We start from the raw sequence: 13,358 nt of genomic DNA on the forward strand, positions 1-13,358 counted from the left end.
AATTTATATGTGCACGCCAGCCAGTCGTCACGAAGAAGCGATGAAGTACCTCGACGTTCGGCTGTCCCAACCCGACTGGATGCTCCACCCGATGCAGCGATTTATCCGCGATGGCGAGGCGGTTCGGTACGAGGAACTTCGCGCCTGGAACATCGCCGGTGCCGAGGGCGTCGAGTACGAACTGTTCTACGCCGACGCCGATCGCGAACCCTACGAGACCGCACTCGAACAGGTCGACTCGGTCCGCTGGTACGATCTCACGCCGGTCGACGACGACTCGTTTTATCTCTACCTCTGTCAGGAAACCCGCGAGGAGGATATCCGCTGGCGCGAGGCGTTTACGACCCTGGATCTCGTCGTCGTCCCACCGATCGTTTACGATTCCATGGCCGCCTTCACGATGACCATCGTCGGAACCGGAGAAAATCTCCAGGCGATGATCGACGGGCTTCCTGACGAAATCGACGTTACCGTCCGCGAGATCGGGGAGTACGACCGCCGATACGCGCCACTAACCGGCGACCTCACCGATCGGCAACTCGAGGCCGTCGCTATCGCAGCCGACATCGGCTACTTCGACGTTCCTCGCGACGCCGGCGTAGACGACGTTGCGACCGAACTCGACTGTGCACCGAGTACCGCAGCAACGCTTCTGCAGAAAGCACAGGCGCGCGTGATGCGCCGGCTGGTTCGACGCGACGGCCATCATCGCGACGGCATCACGTCGACGGTCCAGTCGAACTAACCGCTGACCGCACCACCCACATACGTGGGATATCTCTGCAGCACGGAGATCGAAATCCCCATACTTGCGGAATCGTGCATACCAGTATGAACAGAGCAGAAAAGGCTGCCCTCCAGTTGCGGGCCGTCGACGTACTGCGGATGCTGAAGGAAACGCGGACCTACGACGAACTCGCCGAGACGACCGGGCTTCCGGCCGGCGACCTCAATCGCTACGTCAACGGCCACGTCCTCCCCGGCACCGAACGCGCTCGCGAAGTCGTCGAAGATATCGGCCGCGAGGCCCTCGCCGCCGAACTCGATGCGCGCATCCGCGTCGACGACGAGGGATACGTCGACAACTCCGGCACCGTCTTCGATCAGTCGTTTCTGGACCTCGTCGCGCCCGTCGTCGCGAACGCCTTCGAGTTCGATCGGCCGGATGTCGTCCTGACCGCTGCGACGGACGGAATCACGCTCGCGGCGTCGCTCGCGAGTTACTACGGCACGCGGTGTGCCTACGCGAAAAAGAGCAAAGAGACCGCAGTCGAGGAGTTCATCGAGGCGCGCCAGCGCCTGCAGTCGGGCATCGAACTCACCTACTACCTGCCCGCCGCGGCTATCGACGCCGGCGAGTCGGTGCTGGTCGTCGACGACCTCATCCGCTCGGGTGAGACGCAGGAACTCCTGCTCGATATCGTCGAGACATCCGAAGCGGAGGTCGCCGGCGTTTTCGCGCTCATTGCCGCCGGCGAGGATGGAATTCGCCGCGCTCGCAGTCGGACGGATGCACCGGTTGGCTCGCTAACCTCGGTCTAGGTGCTCCGGGACTCCGATCGCGGTGCTGTCGTTGATCTGTCTCTCCGTTCGTCCGTGTCACCGATCCTGTATTCCCGACGAAGCCGCTACCAGCGGCGATAGTGCAGCCAGCATGGTGCATCGGTGATCCGGATCGCTATCGAACGATCGTCACCGGAACCGAAGACCGCCGGGCGACGTTCTCCGCGACGCTTCCCAGCAGGATTCGACTCGCACCCGTGCGGCCGTGGCTCCCGATCGTGATGTGATCGACATCGTGTTCGTCCGCGTAGGTGACGATCGATCGCGAGATGCCGCCGACAACGCGGTCCGTCTCGATCTCGCAGCCGAACTCGGCCGCCTCCTCGCGCGTCTGCTCGAGGAGCGCATCGGCTCGCTGTTCGTGCTGGGTCTGAATCTCCTCGTAATTGGCCACCGCGCCGCCCTCGATTCCCGTCGCCGCGTAGAAGTCGCCGGGATCGATGACGTGTAACGCCGTGATCGTCGCATCCGGATACTCCCGACAGGTGAACTCGAGCGCGTCAGTCGAACGGTCCGAGTCGTCGACCGGAACGAGGACGTGGCGTGGCATGCTTCCCGCTACGACGAGCATCGAGTTAAGTTTCAGCCCGTCATACTGGGGCCGTCGCGTCGATCTTTCCGTCTGGCTGTGTCCGGTAGCCGAATAGATCGAGAGAGCGTGAGCTGATCGAGAACCGGTACAACAGGCACTGAATCGAAGCCGCCGAATGCGGCAAAAGTCTGTGCGGCGGGTTACTTCGCGCGGCCCTGCCCGCCGGTGTTCGACGGACGGACCTTCTCGGCACCCTTGCCGCGGTTGTTGAGACCGCGATTGTCCTTGCCCGCGTTGGTGAGGCCGCGGAAAGCACGGTTCGTGTGGGAGTCGTCACAGATCCAGTTGAGATCGTCGTCGTTCTCGATCGCAGGGTGGTTCGGATCGACGAGGATCACTTCGAACCACTTCTGGCTCCCGTCTTCACCGACCCAGTAGCTGTTGAGCACGCGCATGTTGGGATACTTTCGGGAGACGCGCTCTTCGCCGATGCGCTGGATGTTCTTGCGCCGCCCGATGCGGTTGACACCCTGGCGCTTGGAGCGACGACCGGCCGTAAAGCGCTGCTTGCGGGCGGTCCCCTTGCGAACCGACACGCGGGTCATGATAATGCCCTGCTTTGCCTTGTAGCCGAGTTCACGAGCCTTGTCGAGCCGCGTCGGTCGCTCGATGCGCTCGATTGCGCCCTGGTCGCGCCACTCTTGCTTTCGCTGCCACTGCAGTTCCCCGAGTTTACCGTCGTCGGGGTCCTTCCACGCGTCCTTGATGTGGGAATAGAAGCTCTTTGCCATTGTATTCACCGCGGGCGGTGATGGTTCAACCCGGCGAGGGCGCTGCCTCGCGGATCACATTCCGTCCTGTGGCGGCGTCGTGCCGGACAGGTGCCCGCTGGTGCCCGCGGCCCAGCGAGTTACGATACTCTATCCAACTCCCGAGTATAAGGGCTTCGAAGCGTTTCGAGTATAACAGGCCCGTTGCCTCGTCAGGTTTGCTCGATTACGTCGTACTCTTGAGAGAGATCGTACCACAGTTGGTTGATCGACTGCATCGATTCGAGTTCGTCCAGCCGATCGTGGAGCTGTTCGGCCTCTTCTTCGGAGGCCGTTCCCACGTACACCGCCTCGTCGATGATCGTTTCGAGCACATCTTTCTGATACTCGAGTGCTGTCTCGGACATCCTGATTACTGCCATGAGATTTGTCCTGATAGCTATAGACTGCACTAGGATCGTTGCTCGCTGGATAACGGCCAGCTAATCGGGACGAACGCTGGAAGATACGTCACACTCGACCGATCAACCAGGACCTGCATCCTGTGGTTACTTACGCGTACGCTCCCACTCCTGGGACCGTCTTTAGCACTGTGTGACTGCAGTTTGTGTGAGACGAACAGTTGTATACACGAAACGGGTCGAGGATCGGCCGCCAGAGTCGTCGCTGCTGGCTGTTTTCCATCCGGCACGCGTCGGCTCTCGTGATCGTGATGAAACCCAAACAGCTAGCCGAAAAGACATGATATCATTTGTCATTGTTTCCAGTGGAAGTATCTTATGGAACGAGAAGACTCGACAGGCTCGACCGCGGACGAATCGACGGACAGTGTCGCAACGAGACGGCGATTCCTCACCGGCGTAGGAGCAACGGTTTTGTCGGCGAAATCGGACTCACCGGGAGCGCAAGCGCGTTTCTCGGAAATATCGTCGACGGACTCGTTAGCGTCGGAGACACGCTCGTCGATGATACTCTCGACCTCGAGAGTAGCCTCGAACAGGAGACGATCGTCGTCTTCGAAACCAACGCCGACGCAGACCGGCTGCTTTCACTCGACGCCCTCGTCGGCCAGTTCGACGTGCTTCCGATGGCGTACGCCGAACTCACCGGACCGCTAATCGAGACGGTCGCCGGTTGGTCCGAGGTGCGCTACGTTTCCGCGAACTACGAACTCGAGTACCACAACGACGATGCACGGGCGGATACGCGGGCCGGGACGGTCCAGGCCGGAACCGGGCTCGATACGGCGTACACCGGGTCGAACGCTCACACCGTCGTCATCGACTCGGGCATCGACGGTGCGCATCCAGATCTCGAGGACACCCTGCGAGCGACCCTGCAGTACGTCGGTATCCCCGCCGTGACCGACGACCCGCTGTGGTGGCAGGACGTCGGCTTCCTCGACAGCGACGCCAGCGGTCACGGCACCCACTGCGCCGGCAGTATCGCCGGCGACGGATCGGCCAGCGACGGCGAGTTCACCGGCATGGCTCCGGACGCCGACCTCACCGTCTACTCCTGTGGCGTCGGCGGGCTGTTGACCGTCTACATCGTCGCCGCCTACGACGACATGCTCCGTCGTCAGTGCGAGGGGGAACACGACGTACAGGTCGTCTCGAACTCGTACGGCCCGGCCGACGACGACCGTCCGTTCGTTCCCGACGATCCGACGAAGTCGCTACCTGGGCCGCACACGAGGCCGGCATTCTCCCGGTGTTCTCAGCCGGTAACAGCGGTCCGGAACGAGGGACGTTGAACCAGTACGCCACGGCCCCGCACGTCCTCGGCGTCGGAGCAACGCACGCCGACCAGACGGTGACGGACTTTTCCTCACGTGGCCGCCCGCAGGACGGTTCCTGGGAGCAGGACAACTATGACCGGCACGCGGCCTACGAAAATCTCGCTGCGCTGCACGATGGCACCCCCGAAAACGAGATCGAAGGGCCGCTCGGAATCTACCGCACCGGCGTCGCCGCCAAGGGTGGCGACGTGATGAGCACGCTCAACCCCGCGGATCCGTTAAACGTCGCCGATCCCGACGATAAACGCTACTACGGGCCGATGTCCGGGACCAGCATGTCCTGTCCGGTCACTGCCGGCTGTGCAACGCTCGTCGTCGACGCGTCTCTCGAGGCTCACGGGGAAGCGCCCGATCCCATCCACGTGCTTACGACGCTCGAAGCGACGGCGGTCGAAACCGTTCACGACACCTACACCGCCGAATCCGTCGGTGCCGGCTACGTCGACGCATTGACAGCGGTTCAGCGCGCCGAGTCGGGTGAACTCGCAGGATTCGACGAGGTCGATCTCGCCCCCGGTAGTCGCGAGTAGCACCGATTTCGTTTCCAGGAAGTCACATGCATTGTCCTGCAGCGTTCATCCCGTCCTTCACCCGTTTCTGGATTTCGCATATCGATATCCCATTCATCCCTCTAGACCTCCAACAGGTATTCTGTCGAGCGATGCAACTCAACGCGGCTTCCCGCTATCCCGTCGCGCGGGATGCTACATACCCTTCAACGACCGAATACGGTCCTCGTACGACAGTCTCTTCGACCCGATTGCCGTACTCAGGTGACTACTGTCACTATCTGAATCGAGTAAAGCGAGTCTCAGCTACCGGAACCGAACGCCGAGAGGGCCGACACTACTCGCGAATCGTCTCGAACGACCCCGCAGCGATCTCTGCCGCCACCTCGTCGCTGTCGAGTTCATCCGAAACCTGCTGTGGGTACTTTCGCCGGAAGTACCCCACGGCGTTCCGGAGATCTCGCCGGAGGAACTCGTCGGCGTTTTCGTGGTCGGTCGGGACGGCCTGTGGCCAGTCGAAGATGGTGACGCCATTCTCGTCGAGGAAGACGTTGTACTCGCTCATGTCCGCGTGGACGTAGCCGGTTTCGTACGCGCGAGCGATTTCGGAGATGAGCAGATCGAGGACGCCCAGAACCTGGTCGGCTTCGAGTTTCGTTCGTGAGAGTTCGACGCCGTCCATCTTTTCCATGACGATGGCGTGGCGATTCTGGTCGATTGGTTGGGGGACCGCAACGTCCGGATAGAGTTCTTCGAGGATGTTGTGCTCGCGTTCGGCGGCCTTTCGAGCGGTGTACATCCAGGAGACGTGTTCGTTGTCCGATGTGTAATCGCGTTCCTTGTGGACCTCTCGGAAGTTCGTATACCCCTCGCGGTGATATTTCAGCGCGAGCGGCTTGTACGACCGAACTTCGTACACGTCGCTTTCTTTGCCGACGCCGAGCGGTGCGCCGAACTCCGAGATCGTATCCCGCTCGACGAGCGCCCGGAGCGCGAGGGCGTCGTACCCCTCGAACTGGAGAGTATATCCCTCGTACTGGATGGTCTTTTTCTCGACGAGGCCGCGTTTGAGACATCGTTCGAGTCGGTACGTTACTTCTTCGTCGGTCAGGTTGGCGAATTTCGGGAGTTTCTCCCGTTGTACCCACTCGGAGAAGCGCATTCCTTGTTCGACCCCCGAAAGGAGATAGAAATCCTGCTCTTCGAGTTCCGGCAGTAATTCGGCGACGTTCCGCACCATGGCCCGGGATACCCGCCGTGCACGTAAAAACGTCGTGACGCTGGGTTGGGTTCGGCGGTTCGATGCGTGTTGTACTTGTGCTCGATTCCGGTTCCTGTCGGGGTCGTCTGTGCGGTCATTCGCAAACGAATCGATGGATTCTAGCGCTCATCAAACGGAATCGGTAGAAACCGCCTAGGGGATACAGAACCGGATGCAGGAACCGCCCTAACTGCACGTAACACGATCTCGACCATCACAGATCGTTCTCAGAGACCCGTATAACGCGTTTCAGTAGCAGACTCACTCCTCCGTTGATGGCTCTTGAACGATTGCAAACCACAGGTCCTCGATTTCCTGCACGAAGTTGACGAAGTCTTCCGCTTCAACTGGCTTTTGGACGTACTGGTCCGCCTCAAAACCGTGTGACTTGATAATGTCTTCGCCTATCTCCGAACTCATTAGCGCGACAACGGGAATCTCCCGGAGTGCAGGCTCGTTGTTCAGTTCAGACAACACGTCCATCCCGCTTTTGCCGGGTAATTTCGGCTCGAGGAGGATCAGATCCGGGCGTGGTTCAGCCGCGTACTCGCCGCGTTGATTAATGAAATCAAGGGCAGCGTCACCATCGCTGATGGTGTATAGTTTGTTCTTGAGTTTCGCGTCTTTAAAGGATTCTGTGAAGAGACGCGTATCACCGGGATTCGGTTCGATCAGTAAAATGGTGATCTGATCGCCGACCTCCTCGCCGTCTGGAGTCATTACGGAGTATTCTGAGCGGAAGGTTAAAACAGCGAGGTCACCAGTTCTGATTACTCTTCTCGTCTATCCGTTTCACCTGTCGTGGACGATCGACTGCACGTGACCGACGACACCGCTTTTCAATTCGACGGTCGGACCGGCGGGATCGTCCTCGTAGACGGTTCCGACTTCACCGATGATCGGTTCTTGATCTTCCGATTCGACATCCTGGTCACCCTGAATGATCTCAACGGTGAGCCCTTGGCGCAGTTCTTCTGCGGTTGGTCGCTCATTGGACATGGGCGATAGTGCGACAGGAATTTCGAAAAGGATGCTGCCTGCACTCGCGTCGTGCGCGCTGACCGTCTGCAGACGAATTGTGTCCGTCTCTCCATCAGTTCTACGGACAGCCTTCAGTTGGGGTTTCGATCGTGGTCGCCGTTCTCAGTCGTGATCGACAGTATCGTCGTCTTCGAAGTCGAGGGCGACGGAGTTGATACAGTATCGCTTGCCGGTCGGCTCCGGTCCGTCTTCGAAGACGTGACCGAGATGGCCCCCGCAGTTGGCACACAGGACCTCTGTACGGCGCATTCCGTGACTGTTGTCCGGTCGCGTCTCGATTCGATCGTCGTCAACATCGTAGAAACTGGGCCAGCCACAGCCGGAGTCAAACTTCGTGTCCCCGTCGAAGAGTGCAGCGCCACAGCCCGCACATTCGTAGCTGCCGTCTGCCTTGTGATCGACGTACTCACCGCTGAAGGGGGCTTCAGTGCCGGCTTCGCGAAGGACGCGGTATTCTTCGTCGTCGAGTTCGGCGCGCCACTCCGCATCGGTTTCGGGGACGTCAGCCCGAGTTTCGGAGCCGGATGTCTGTTCCTGGCTGGAATCGTTACTCATACGTCTAGAAAGGGGAGAGAGGACAAAGAGTCTGTTGTGATGCCGGCTGTTGTATCGTGCCGAAAAGTGCGTTGGTTAGTACCCCAGTCCGGTTGCGTGCCACGTCGAGTGCAAGAAAGCGTTGGCTTGCGCTATCGACTCGTGATCACGTCCGTGCTCTCACAGACCGGGCACTGTGTCATTCGACCGAGCTTCGGAACCTCGATTCGAAGCCACTGTTCGTCACCACCGGGCGCTTCGAAGCCGCAGTTGCGACACCGAGATTGTCCGCGAGTGGTTGATGTACCGGCCATATGAGAGACTATGATAAAAGCGACCATATAAGTTAGTACCAGAACGGAATTTGATATGTGCCGGAGACGCGACCGAACTGGAGCGCTGGGCTACTACCATCCGCGTAGGGCTATCGAACAGCCCGCGATGGCTACTCCGATCTGTTTCGTCCGTTTCATCGTCGGTGCTTTCTTTCGCGATGGACGCCGGTCACGCTGTAGCGGGTCGCGTTTCGTCTCAGCTTGTCAATATCACTAGCGACGGATTCAGTCCAGTAATTGTGATGAATGGTTTAAGTACGTCGTCGTAGCCAGACGAGGGTGATGGTACGAGACACGACACGGCGGCGAGTCCTTCAACTGACCGGCGGGGCACTTCTACTCGGGTTCGGAGGCGCGTCTGCAAGCGCACAAGACGATGAAACCATCGAACCCGAAACGCGAATCGAGTTCGATGCACAGACCTCAGGATGGGTCGGAATCGAACCCGAAGCGATCGCAGACGAAGACAATCCGACGCTCACCCTCCAGGACGGCGAAACGTACGAGATCGGCTGGGAAGAAGGCGACGGCGCATCCCACAATATCGAACTCGTCGACGAGAACGACGAAGTGGTCGACGACTACGAGACCGAAGAGGCGACTGAAGGAGGCGAGGATCAGTTCATCGAGTTCGACGCGACCGACGAAATCGTCGAGTACGTCTGCCGAGTGCATCCGAACACGATGCGCGGCGAAATCGAGATCGAGTAGACGCGAACGATACAACCGCGAAGGTCAGATCCATTTTCGACGGTAAGAGCGCCGAGAAACGGGCTGACGAAGGGAATGCGAGAACAGAGACAAAGAGAGGAGAGTACGACGTGGCTGCACGCGAACTCGGCGTCGAGATCGATCGAAGCGTCCCGCAAGCAGCGGCGCGAGGGGGTTCGAGGAGATGACTGACTCTCTCGGCGTCGTCATCCCGGCATACGATCCCGATCCGCTCGCACTGAGTCGGTATCTCACGGCCGTTCGAACCGCGCTCAACCCCGAAACCGTTCGGGTCGAACTCGATCAGCCGACCGAATCGCACGTCGAACTCCTCTCCGAGTCGGCGATCGAGCTCAATACATCGCGGGATCGACGCGGCAAGGGCGCTGCGATCGCGGCGGGGTTCGACGCTCTCGACACCGACATTTACGTCTTCGCCGACGCAGACGGCTCCGTCCCCGTCTCGTCGCTCGACGATATCGTTCGAGAAATGCGAGCGGGAGAATCTGAGGTCTGTATCGGCTCGCGCCGGCATTCCTCGTCGGAGATACTCGCCCACCAGGCGGTCGTTCGACGGTTTCTGGGGGTGCTGTTCGCGGTCGCCGCCAGACGGATCCTCCCGACGCAGTGTCGCGATTACCAGTGCGGGGCGAAAGCCGTTCGCGCGGACGCCTGGGAATCGATCGGCCAGCACTGCTACGAACGCGGCTTTGCGTGGGATTTAGAGTTCGTTTCGGTCGCCGACGTGCTCGGATACGACATCGTCGAGGTGCCCGTCGTCTGGGCGGATCGGCCCGATTCGACGGTCGACCCGATCCCGACATCGTTCGAGTTACTCGCTGCACTGATCACCGTAAAACGGCGAACGGACGCGATCGCGACGAACCGCGCCGTCCGAACGACGAGTCACTGACGAGTTCGGTGTTTCGCACCGAGTGTGGTCGAGTATGTGCGTCCGCGTTCGGTGAACTCGCTCACCGAGCGCGAAGCGGCCGGTTCGCTTCCGTCGGGGTCGTTGGAGCGGTACGCGAGACGATCATCGTCGCGATAGCGACAGCCGCCGCGGGCGTCGGATTGCTCGCCGCAAAGGCGGTCGGAGCGGAAGTCTCGATCACTGCGATGGTCGTCATCAACGACCGCTAGACTTCGCCGAGAACGGAACCGTCGGCGGAATCACGCTCTTGAACCGGCGGCTGCAATCGAACCCGTCAGAGTCGCGGGGATTTCGATCGGCTTTCGCTCCGTCCGGTTTGGTCCGCTTCTCTCGATGAAATTCCCGATCGCAGGCATCGATCTCCGGCCGACGGTCGCAAACGGGATCGATATCTGCGTCTGGATGGCCGGTAACTATGTCGCAGAAAGCGCGCTCTGCTGGCGCGTGCTCGAGGCGACGCCTGAGTGAGCGAGTTCCCATCGGACCCGCAAACGTCCGTCGGCGCTCTCAGAGTGCCGGCACCGATCTTATTCGATAAGGCGGATAGTACTAGCCCGACCGAGTATGGGATCTCACGGATCGCGTGCGAGTATACCGTCTCGCTGGACCGATCGGTTCGAGCAGCACTGGCTCGGGTTGCTTTTCGCGGGGTCGGCCGTCCTCGTGACGGTTGCTACGATAGTCAAGTTCGTTCACGAACCGTTTCGCATACACGACGACTCGGCGCTGTTTCAGCACGCCGGGTGGTACATCCTGCAAGGGGCAACCCCGTACGTCGATTTCTGGGATCTGAAACCGCCGCTCATCTACGCCGTCACGACCGTCTTGGCGTTCCTGTCGGGCGGGAATATGATGGTGTTACACCTGCTGAGCATCGGCGTCGCCGTCGCCTCGGTCGTCGGCGGCGTGACGCTCGTCGGCCTGCTCACCTATCGGTTAACGGCGCACGAGTTCGCGAGTTTCGTCGCCGGTGCGACGATGTTCGTCGTCCCGTCGCTCTACGGCTTTCCGGCGGCGGGACTCAGACCGAAATACCTCGCCTTGTTGTTCGGGGGTGCGGGCCTCTTGCTTGCAGTGACGGATCGACCGGCGCTGAGCGGTGCCGCCGCGGCGACGAGCGCCGGATTCTGGCAGCTCGGCGGGCCGATTGCCGCGCTCGTTCTCGCCATCGGGTTCCAGCGCGGGAGAAGCCGCGGCCTGGCGCGAACGATAGCCGGCGGAGCGTTCGTGACGGCCGTCGTCGTCGCCCCGTTCGTCGCCGCGGATGCCACCATCCCGCTCTTCCTGGAAACGGTCCTCGCGCCGATTTACGGCGTCGAACGGTACACGGTTTCGGGACGACTACTCGACCTCGTACTAACCCTCGGATACGGGGTGTTGGTGATCCCGCTCGGCGTCTACGGGTGGGTTCGGGGGATCGCTCTCGATTGGCGACGATACTGGTGGGTCGGCGCGGGGGGCTCGCTGTACTCGCTGCAGATCTTCCTCGAGATGCAGGGCGCTATCGAACTGGTCCTCCCGTTGCTCTTTCTCTCTATCGGCGTCGGCCTGGTGATCGCAACGGCGCGGACCCCGAGACGACGGTCAATCGTCGCCGGCACCGTGGCGTTGCTCGCGGTCGCGAGCCTCTACTGGGTCGGTGGCCCGGTGACGCCGATTAAGACCGAAGTCGAAGAAACCCACGAGGCGGTGTCGGTTTCGAATTACGAAACGCTTCCGGAGAAGCCGGACGAAATCGAGTCGATGCAGACGATCTACTGGGAGAAGCGACAGCCCGAGAGCTGCCACTATCGGCTGGGACAGAAACAACGAGAGTACGCACAGCGGACGGGCGGCTCGCTCACGCAAGCGGAATGCGGACGGTGGCCGTTCGGGGATCCGCCGCGGGAGTGGCTCACCGACCGGATACGCTGACGAACCGAGACCCGTCACCCATCGCCCGTCGGCCCGCTTTCAGGCGGTGACGACGCACCGGTCCCGGTGTGCGAGCGGCGACCGAAGACACACACCTTGACGGTCTTCGGTCGCCAACCCACACCAATGACAGTTTCCCAGACCGTCGAACTCGAGGGTCACATTATCGACTCGGGGTCGATGGGCCATTGTTTCGGTGCCGTCATGGAGATGGGCGGCGAGTTCGAAGTCGAGGAGTTCGAGGTCGGCCGCCACAAACACGACGAGACGTACTGTCGGATGGAGGTCACCGCCGAGAGCCACGAGGACCTCCGGGCGATCCTGCACGAACTCAACCAACAGGGAGCGACCGTCGCCGATCCGCGGGATGCGACGATAGAACCCGCGCCGGACGATCAGGTCGTCCCGGTCGATTTCTACTCGACGACGAACCACCCGACGTACGTCCGCGTCGACGGCGACTGGGTGGCGGTCGAGGATATCGAGATGGACTGCGCGTTGATCGTCGAACGGGACGGCGATAGCGTAGCCGACGCAAACGACGCAAACGGCGCGAACGAGAGCGACGAGAGCGACCCTCGCGTCACCACGAAAGTACTGAACGCCGTCGAAGAAGGCGACCTCGTCGTCACCGGCGAAACCGGAATCAGGGTCGAGCCCCCCGAACGACCCCGCAACGGCGGCGGTTCGTTCGGCTTCATGCAAGGCGGCGTCTCCAGCGAGCGCCCCTCCGAGTCGCTGATCGAGGAGATCGCCGACGAGATGCGCGACGTCCGCGAGAACGACGGCACCGTCCTCGCCGTCTGCGGCCCCGCAATCGTCCACTCCGGCGGTCGGGACGCCCTCGCCGAACTCGTTCGAGAGGGGTACGTCGACGCGATCAGCGCCGGCAACGGGTTCGCCGTCCACGACCTAGAACGGGACCTCTACGGCACCTCGCTGGGCGTCGACACCGAGAGCCTCGAACACCCGCGAAAGGGGCACAAGCACCACATCTACACGATCAGCGAAATCGTCCGCCACGGCAGCATTCCGGAGGCCGTCGACGCCGGCGTCGTCGACGAGGGCGTGATGTACGAGTGCGTCAGCAACGACGTTCCCTACGTGCTCGCCGGGTCGATCCGCGACGACGGCCCGCTGCCGGATACGATCACGGACTCGATCGAGGCTCAGAACGCGATCCGCGAACAGGCCCAGGATGCCGACATCGTGCTCATGCTCGCAACCCTCCTCCACTCCGTCGCCGTCGGCAACTGTCTGCCCTCGACGACGAAGACCGTCTGCGTCGACATCAACCCCGCGACCGTCACGCAACTACTCGACCGCGGCAGCGCCCAGGCGATCGGCATGGTCACCGACATCGGCGCGTTCATCCCGATGCTCGCAGACGAACTCTGCGACCCGTCACAGCAACACTCGGCGTGACCACCTAGCCGGGACGATCACACCGGTC

General features: G+C 61.2%; 15 protein-coding genes and 1 pseudogene. 9 read left to right on the forward strand and 7 right to left on the reverse strand.

Translation table 11 applies throughout. The features are described from left to right. Window positions 1–40 precede the first annotated feature (40 nt). Together SM755_RS08830 and SM755_RS08835 are read left to right on the forward strand one after the other, a co-directional pair. Window positions 41–745, forward strand: coding sequence for a helix-turn-helix domain-containing protein (locus SM755_RS08830; RefSeq protein ID WP_323172338.1), 705 nt, complete (start codon window positions 41–43; stop codon window positions 743–745). A gap of 86 nt (window positions 746–831) precedes the next feature. Beyond that, on the forward strand, window positions 832–1,542 hold the full coding sequence (locus SM755_RS08835) for a phosphoribosyltransferase family protein (RefSeq protein WP_006666134.1): 711 nt from the start codon (window positions 832–834) through the stop codon (window positions 1,540–1,542). Window positions 1,543–1,678: 136 nt separating this feature from the next. Here SM755_RS08835 and SM755_RS08840 read toward each other — a convergent pair whose 3' ends face one another. From SM755_RS08840 to SM755_RS08850, 3 genes are all read right to left on the reverse strand, one after another. Further along, on the reverse strand, window positions 1,679–2,113 hold the full coding sequence (locus SM755_RS08840) for a universal stress protein (protein ID WP_006824808.1): 435 nt from the start codon (window positions 2,111–2,113) through the stop codon (window positions 1,679–1,681). 182 nt (window positions 2,114–2,295) lie between these two features. After that, window positions 2,296–2,886, reverse strand: coding sequence for a 50S ribosomal protein L15e (locus SM755_RS08845; protein WP_006108273.1), 591 nt, complete (start codon window positions 2,884–2,886; stop codon window positions 2,296–2,298). Between the two features lie 191 nt (window positions 2,887–3,077). Next, a complete protein-coding gene (locus SM755_RS08850; RefSeq protein ID WP_006108275.1) occupies window positions 3,078–3,272 on the reverse strand; it encodes a hypothetical protein in 195 nt (64 codons plus the stop codon). A 680-nt stretch (window positions 3,273–3,952) separates the two neighbouring features. On the opposite strand from SM755_RS08850, the pseudogene SM755_RS08855 reads away from it, so the two are divergent. Continuing rightward, window positions 3,953–5,196: pseudogene (locus SM755_RS08855) on the forward strand (S8 family serine peptidase). Between the two features lie 316 nt (window positions 5,197–5,512). Here the strand turns inward: SM755_RS08855 and SM755_RS08860 are convergent. The 4 genes from SM755_RS08860 to msrB form a co-directional block, all read right to left on the reverse strand. Beyond that, window positions 5,513–6,415: a serine/threonine-protein kinase RIO2 gene (locus tag SM755_RS08860; protein WP_323172339.1), complete on the reverse strand. Its 903-nt coding sequence runs from the start codon at window positions 6,413–6,415 to the stop codon at window positions 5,513–5,515. A gap of 282 nt (window positions 6,416–6,697) precedes the next feature. Beyond that, a complete protein-coding gene (locus tag SM755_RS08865) occupies window positions 6,698–7,156 on the reverse strand; it encodes a response regulator (RefSeq protein WP_323172340.1) in 459 nt (152 codons plus the stop codon). Between the two features lie 72 nt (window positions 7,157–7,228). Next, window positions 7,229–7,435 carry a DUF2196 domain-containing protein gene (locus SM755_RS08870; protein WP_006108279.1) on the reverse strand — a complete coding sequence of 69 codons (207 nt, stop codon included), beginning with the start codon at window positions 7,433–7,435 and terminating at the stop codon, window positions 7,229–7,231. Between the two features lie 144 nt (window positions 7,436–7,579). Continuing rightward, window positions 7,580–8,032 (reverse strand): peptide-methionine (R)-S-oxide reductase MsrB, encoded by a 453-nt coding sequence (gene msrB / locus SM755_RS08875; RefSeq protein WP_006666126.1) that lies wholly within the window; start codon window positions 8,030–8,032, stop codon window positions 7,580–7,582. Window positions 8,033–8,628: 596 nt separating this feature from the next. Here msrB and SM755_RS08880 point away from each other — a divergent pair. The 6 genes from SM755_RS08880 to SM755_RS08905 all read left to right on the forward strand — a co-directional run bounded on the left by SM755_RS08880 (window position 8,629) and on the right by SM755_RS08905 (window position 13,330). Continuing rightward, complete coding sequence (locus tag SM755_RS08880) at window positions 8,629–9,057, forward strand: hypothetical protein (protein WP_323172341.1); 429 nt, start codon at window positions 8,629–8,631, stop codon at window positions 9,055–9,057. A gap of 184 nt (window positions 9,058–9,241) precedes the next feature. Further along, window positions 9,242–9,970: a glycosyltransferase gene (locus SM755_RS08885; RefSeq protein ID WP_323172342.1), complete on the forward strand. Its 729-nt coding sequence runs from the start codon at window positions 9,242–9,244 to the stop codon at window positions 9,968–9,970. 8 nt (window positions 9,971–9,978) lie between these two features. Next, window positions 9,979–10,200, forward strand: coding sequence for a hypothetical protein (locus SM755_RS08890; protein ID WP_323172343.1), 222 nt, complete (start codon window positions 9,979–9,981; stop codon window positions 10,198–10,200). Between the two features lie 124 nt (window positions 10,201–10,324). Further along, window positions 10,325–10,459, forward strand: a complete 135-nt coding sequence (locus tag SM755_RS08895; RefSeq protein WP_323172344.1) for a hypothetical protein — start codon at window positions 10,325–10,327, stop codon at window positions 10,457–10,459. A 96-nt stretch (window positions 10,460–10,555) separates the two neighbouring features. Then, complete coding sequence (locus tag SM755_RS08900) at window positions 10,556–11,905, forward strand: DolP-mannose mannosyltransferase (RefSeq protein ID WP_323172345.1); 1,350 nt, start codon at window positions 10,556–10,558, stop codon at window positions 11,903–11,905. A gap of 126 nt (window positions 11,906–12,031) precedes the next feature. Beyond that, on the forward strand, window positions 12,032–13,330 hold the full coding sequence (locus tag SM755_RS08905) for a TIGR00300 family protein (RefSeq protein WP_323172346.1): 1,299 nt from the start codon (window positions 12,032–12,034) through the stop codon (window positions 13,328–13,330). The last annotated feature ends 28 nt before the right edge of the window (window positions 13,331–13,358 follow it).

The sequence above is a fragment of the Natrialba sp. PRR66 genome (assembly GCF_034808065.1).
Classification (GTDB): domain Archaea; phylum Halobacteriota; class Halobacteria; order Halobacteriales; family Natrialbaceae; genus Natrialba; species Natrialba aegyptia.

Excerpts from the sequence above, each read along its gene's own strand:
- SM755_RS08830 (WP_323172338.1), top strand. The coding sequence starts at position 41 with ATGAAGTACCTCGACGTTCGGCTGTCCCAACCCGACTGGATGCTCCAC.
- SM755_RS08835 (WP_006666134.1), top strand. The coding sequence starts at position 832 with ATGAACAGAGCAGAAAAGGCTGCCCTCCAGTTGCGGGCCGTCGACGTA.
- SM755_RS08840 (WP_006824808.1), bottom strand. The coding sequence starts at position 2,113 with ATGCCACGCCACGTCCTCGTTCCGGTCGACGACTCGGACCGTTCGACT.
- SM755_RS08845 (WP_006108273.1), bottom strand. The coding sequence starts at position 2,886 with ATGGCAAAGAGCTTCTATTCCCACATCAAGGACGCGTGGAAGGACCCC.
- SM755_RS08850 (WP_006108275.1), bottom strand. The coding sequence starts at position 3,272 with ATGTCCGAGACAGCACTCGAGTATCAGAAAGATGTGCTCGAAACGATC.
- SM755_RS08860 (WP_323172339.1), bottom strand. The coding sequence starts at position 6,415 with ATGGTGCGGAACGTCGCCGAATTACTGCCGGAACTCGAAGAGCAGGAT.
- SM755_RS08865 (WP_323172340.1), bottom strand. The coding sequence starts at position 7,156 with ATGACTCCAGACGGCGAGGAGGTCGGCGATCAGATCACCATTTTACTG.
- SM755_RS08870 (WP_006108279.1), bottom strand. The coding sequence starts at position 7,435 with ATGTCCAATGAGCGACCAACCGCAGAAGAACTGCGCCAAGGGCTCACC.
- msrB (WP_006666126.1), bottom strand. The coding sequence starts at position 8,032 with ATGAGTAACGATTCCAGCCAGGAACAGACATCCGGCTCCGAAACTCGG.
- SM755_RS08880 (WP_323172341.1), top strand. The coding sequence starts at position 8,629 with ATGGTACGAGACACGACACGGCGGCGAGTCCTTCAACTGACCGGCGGG.
- SM755_RS08885 (WP_323172342.1), top strand. The coding sequence starts at position 9,242 with ATGACTGACTCTCTCGGCGTCGTCATCCCGGCATACGATCCCGATCCG.
- SM755_RS08895 (WP_323172344.1), top strand. The coding sequence starts at position 10,325 with ATGAAATTCCCGATCGCAGGCATCGATCTCCGGCCGACGGTCGCAAAC.
- SM755_RS08900 (WP_323172345.1), top strand. The coding sequence starts at position 10,556 with ATGGGATCTCACGGATCGCGTGCGAGTATACCGTCTCGCTGGACCGAT.
- SM755_RS08905 (WP_323172346.1), top strand. The coding sequence starts at position 12,032 with ATGACAGTTTCCCAGACCGTCGAACTCGAGGGTCACATTATCGACTCG.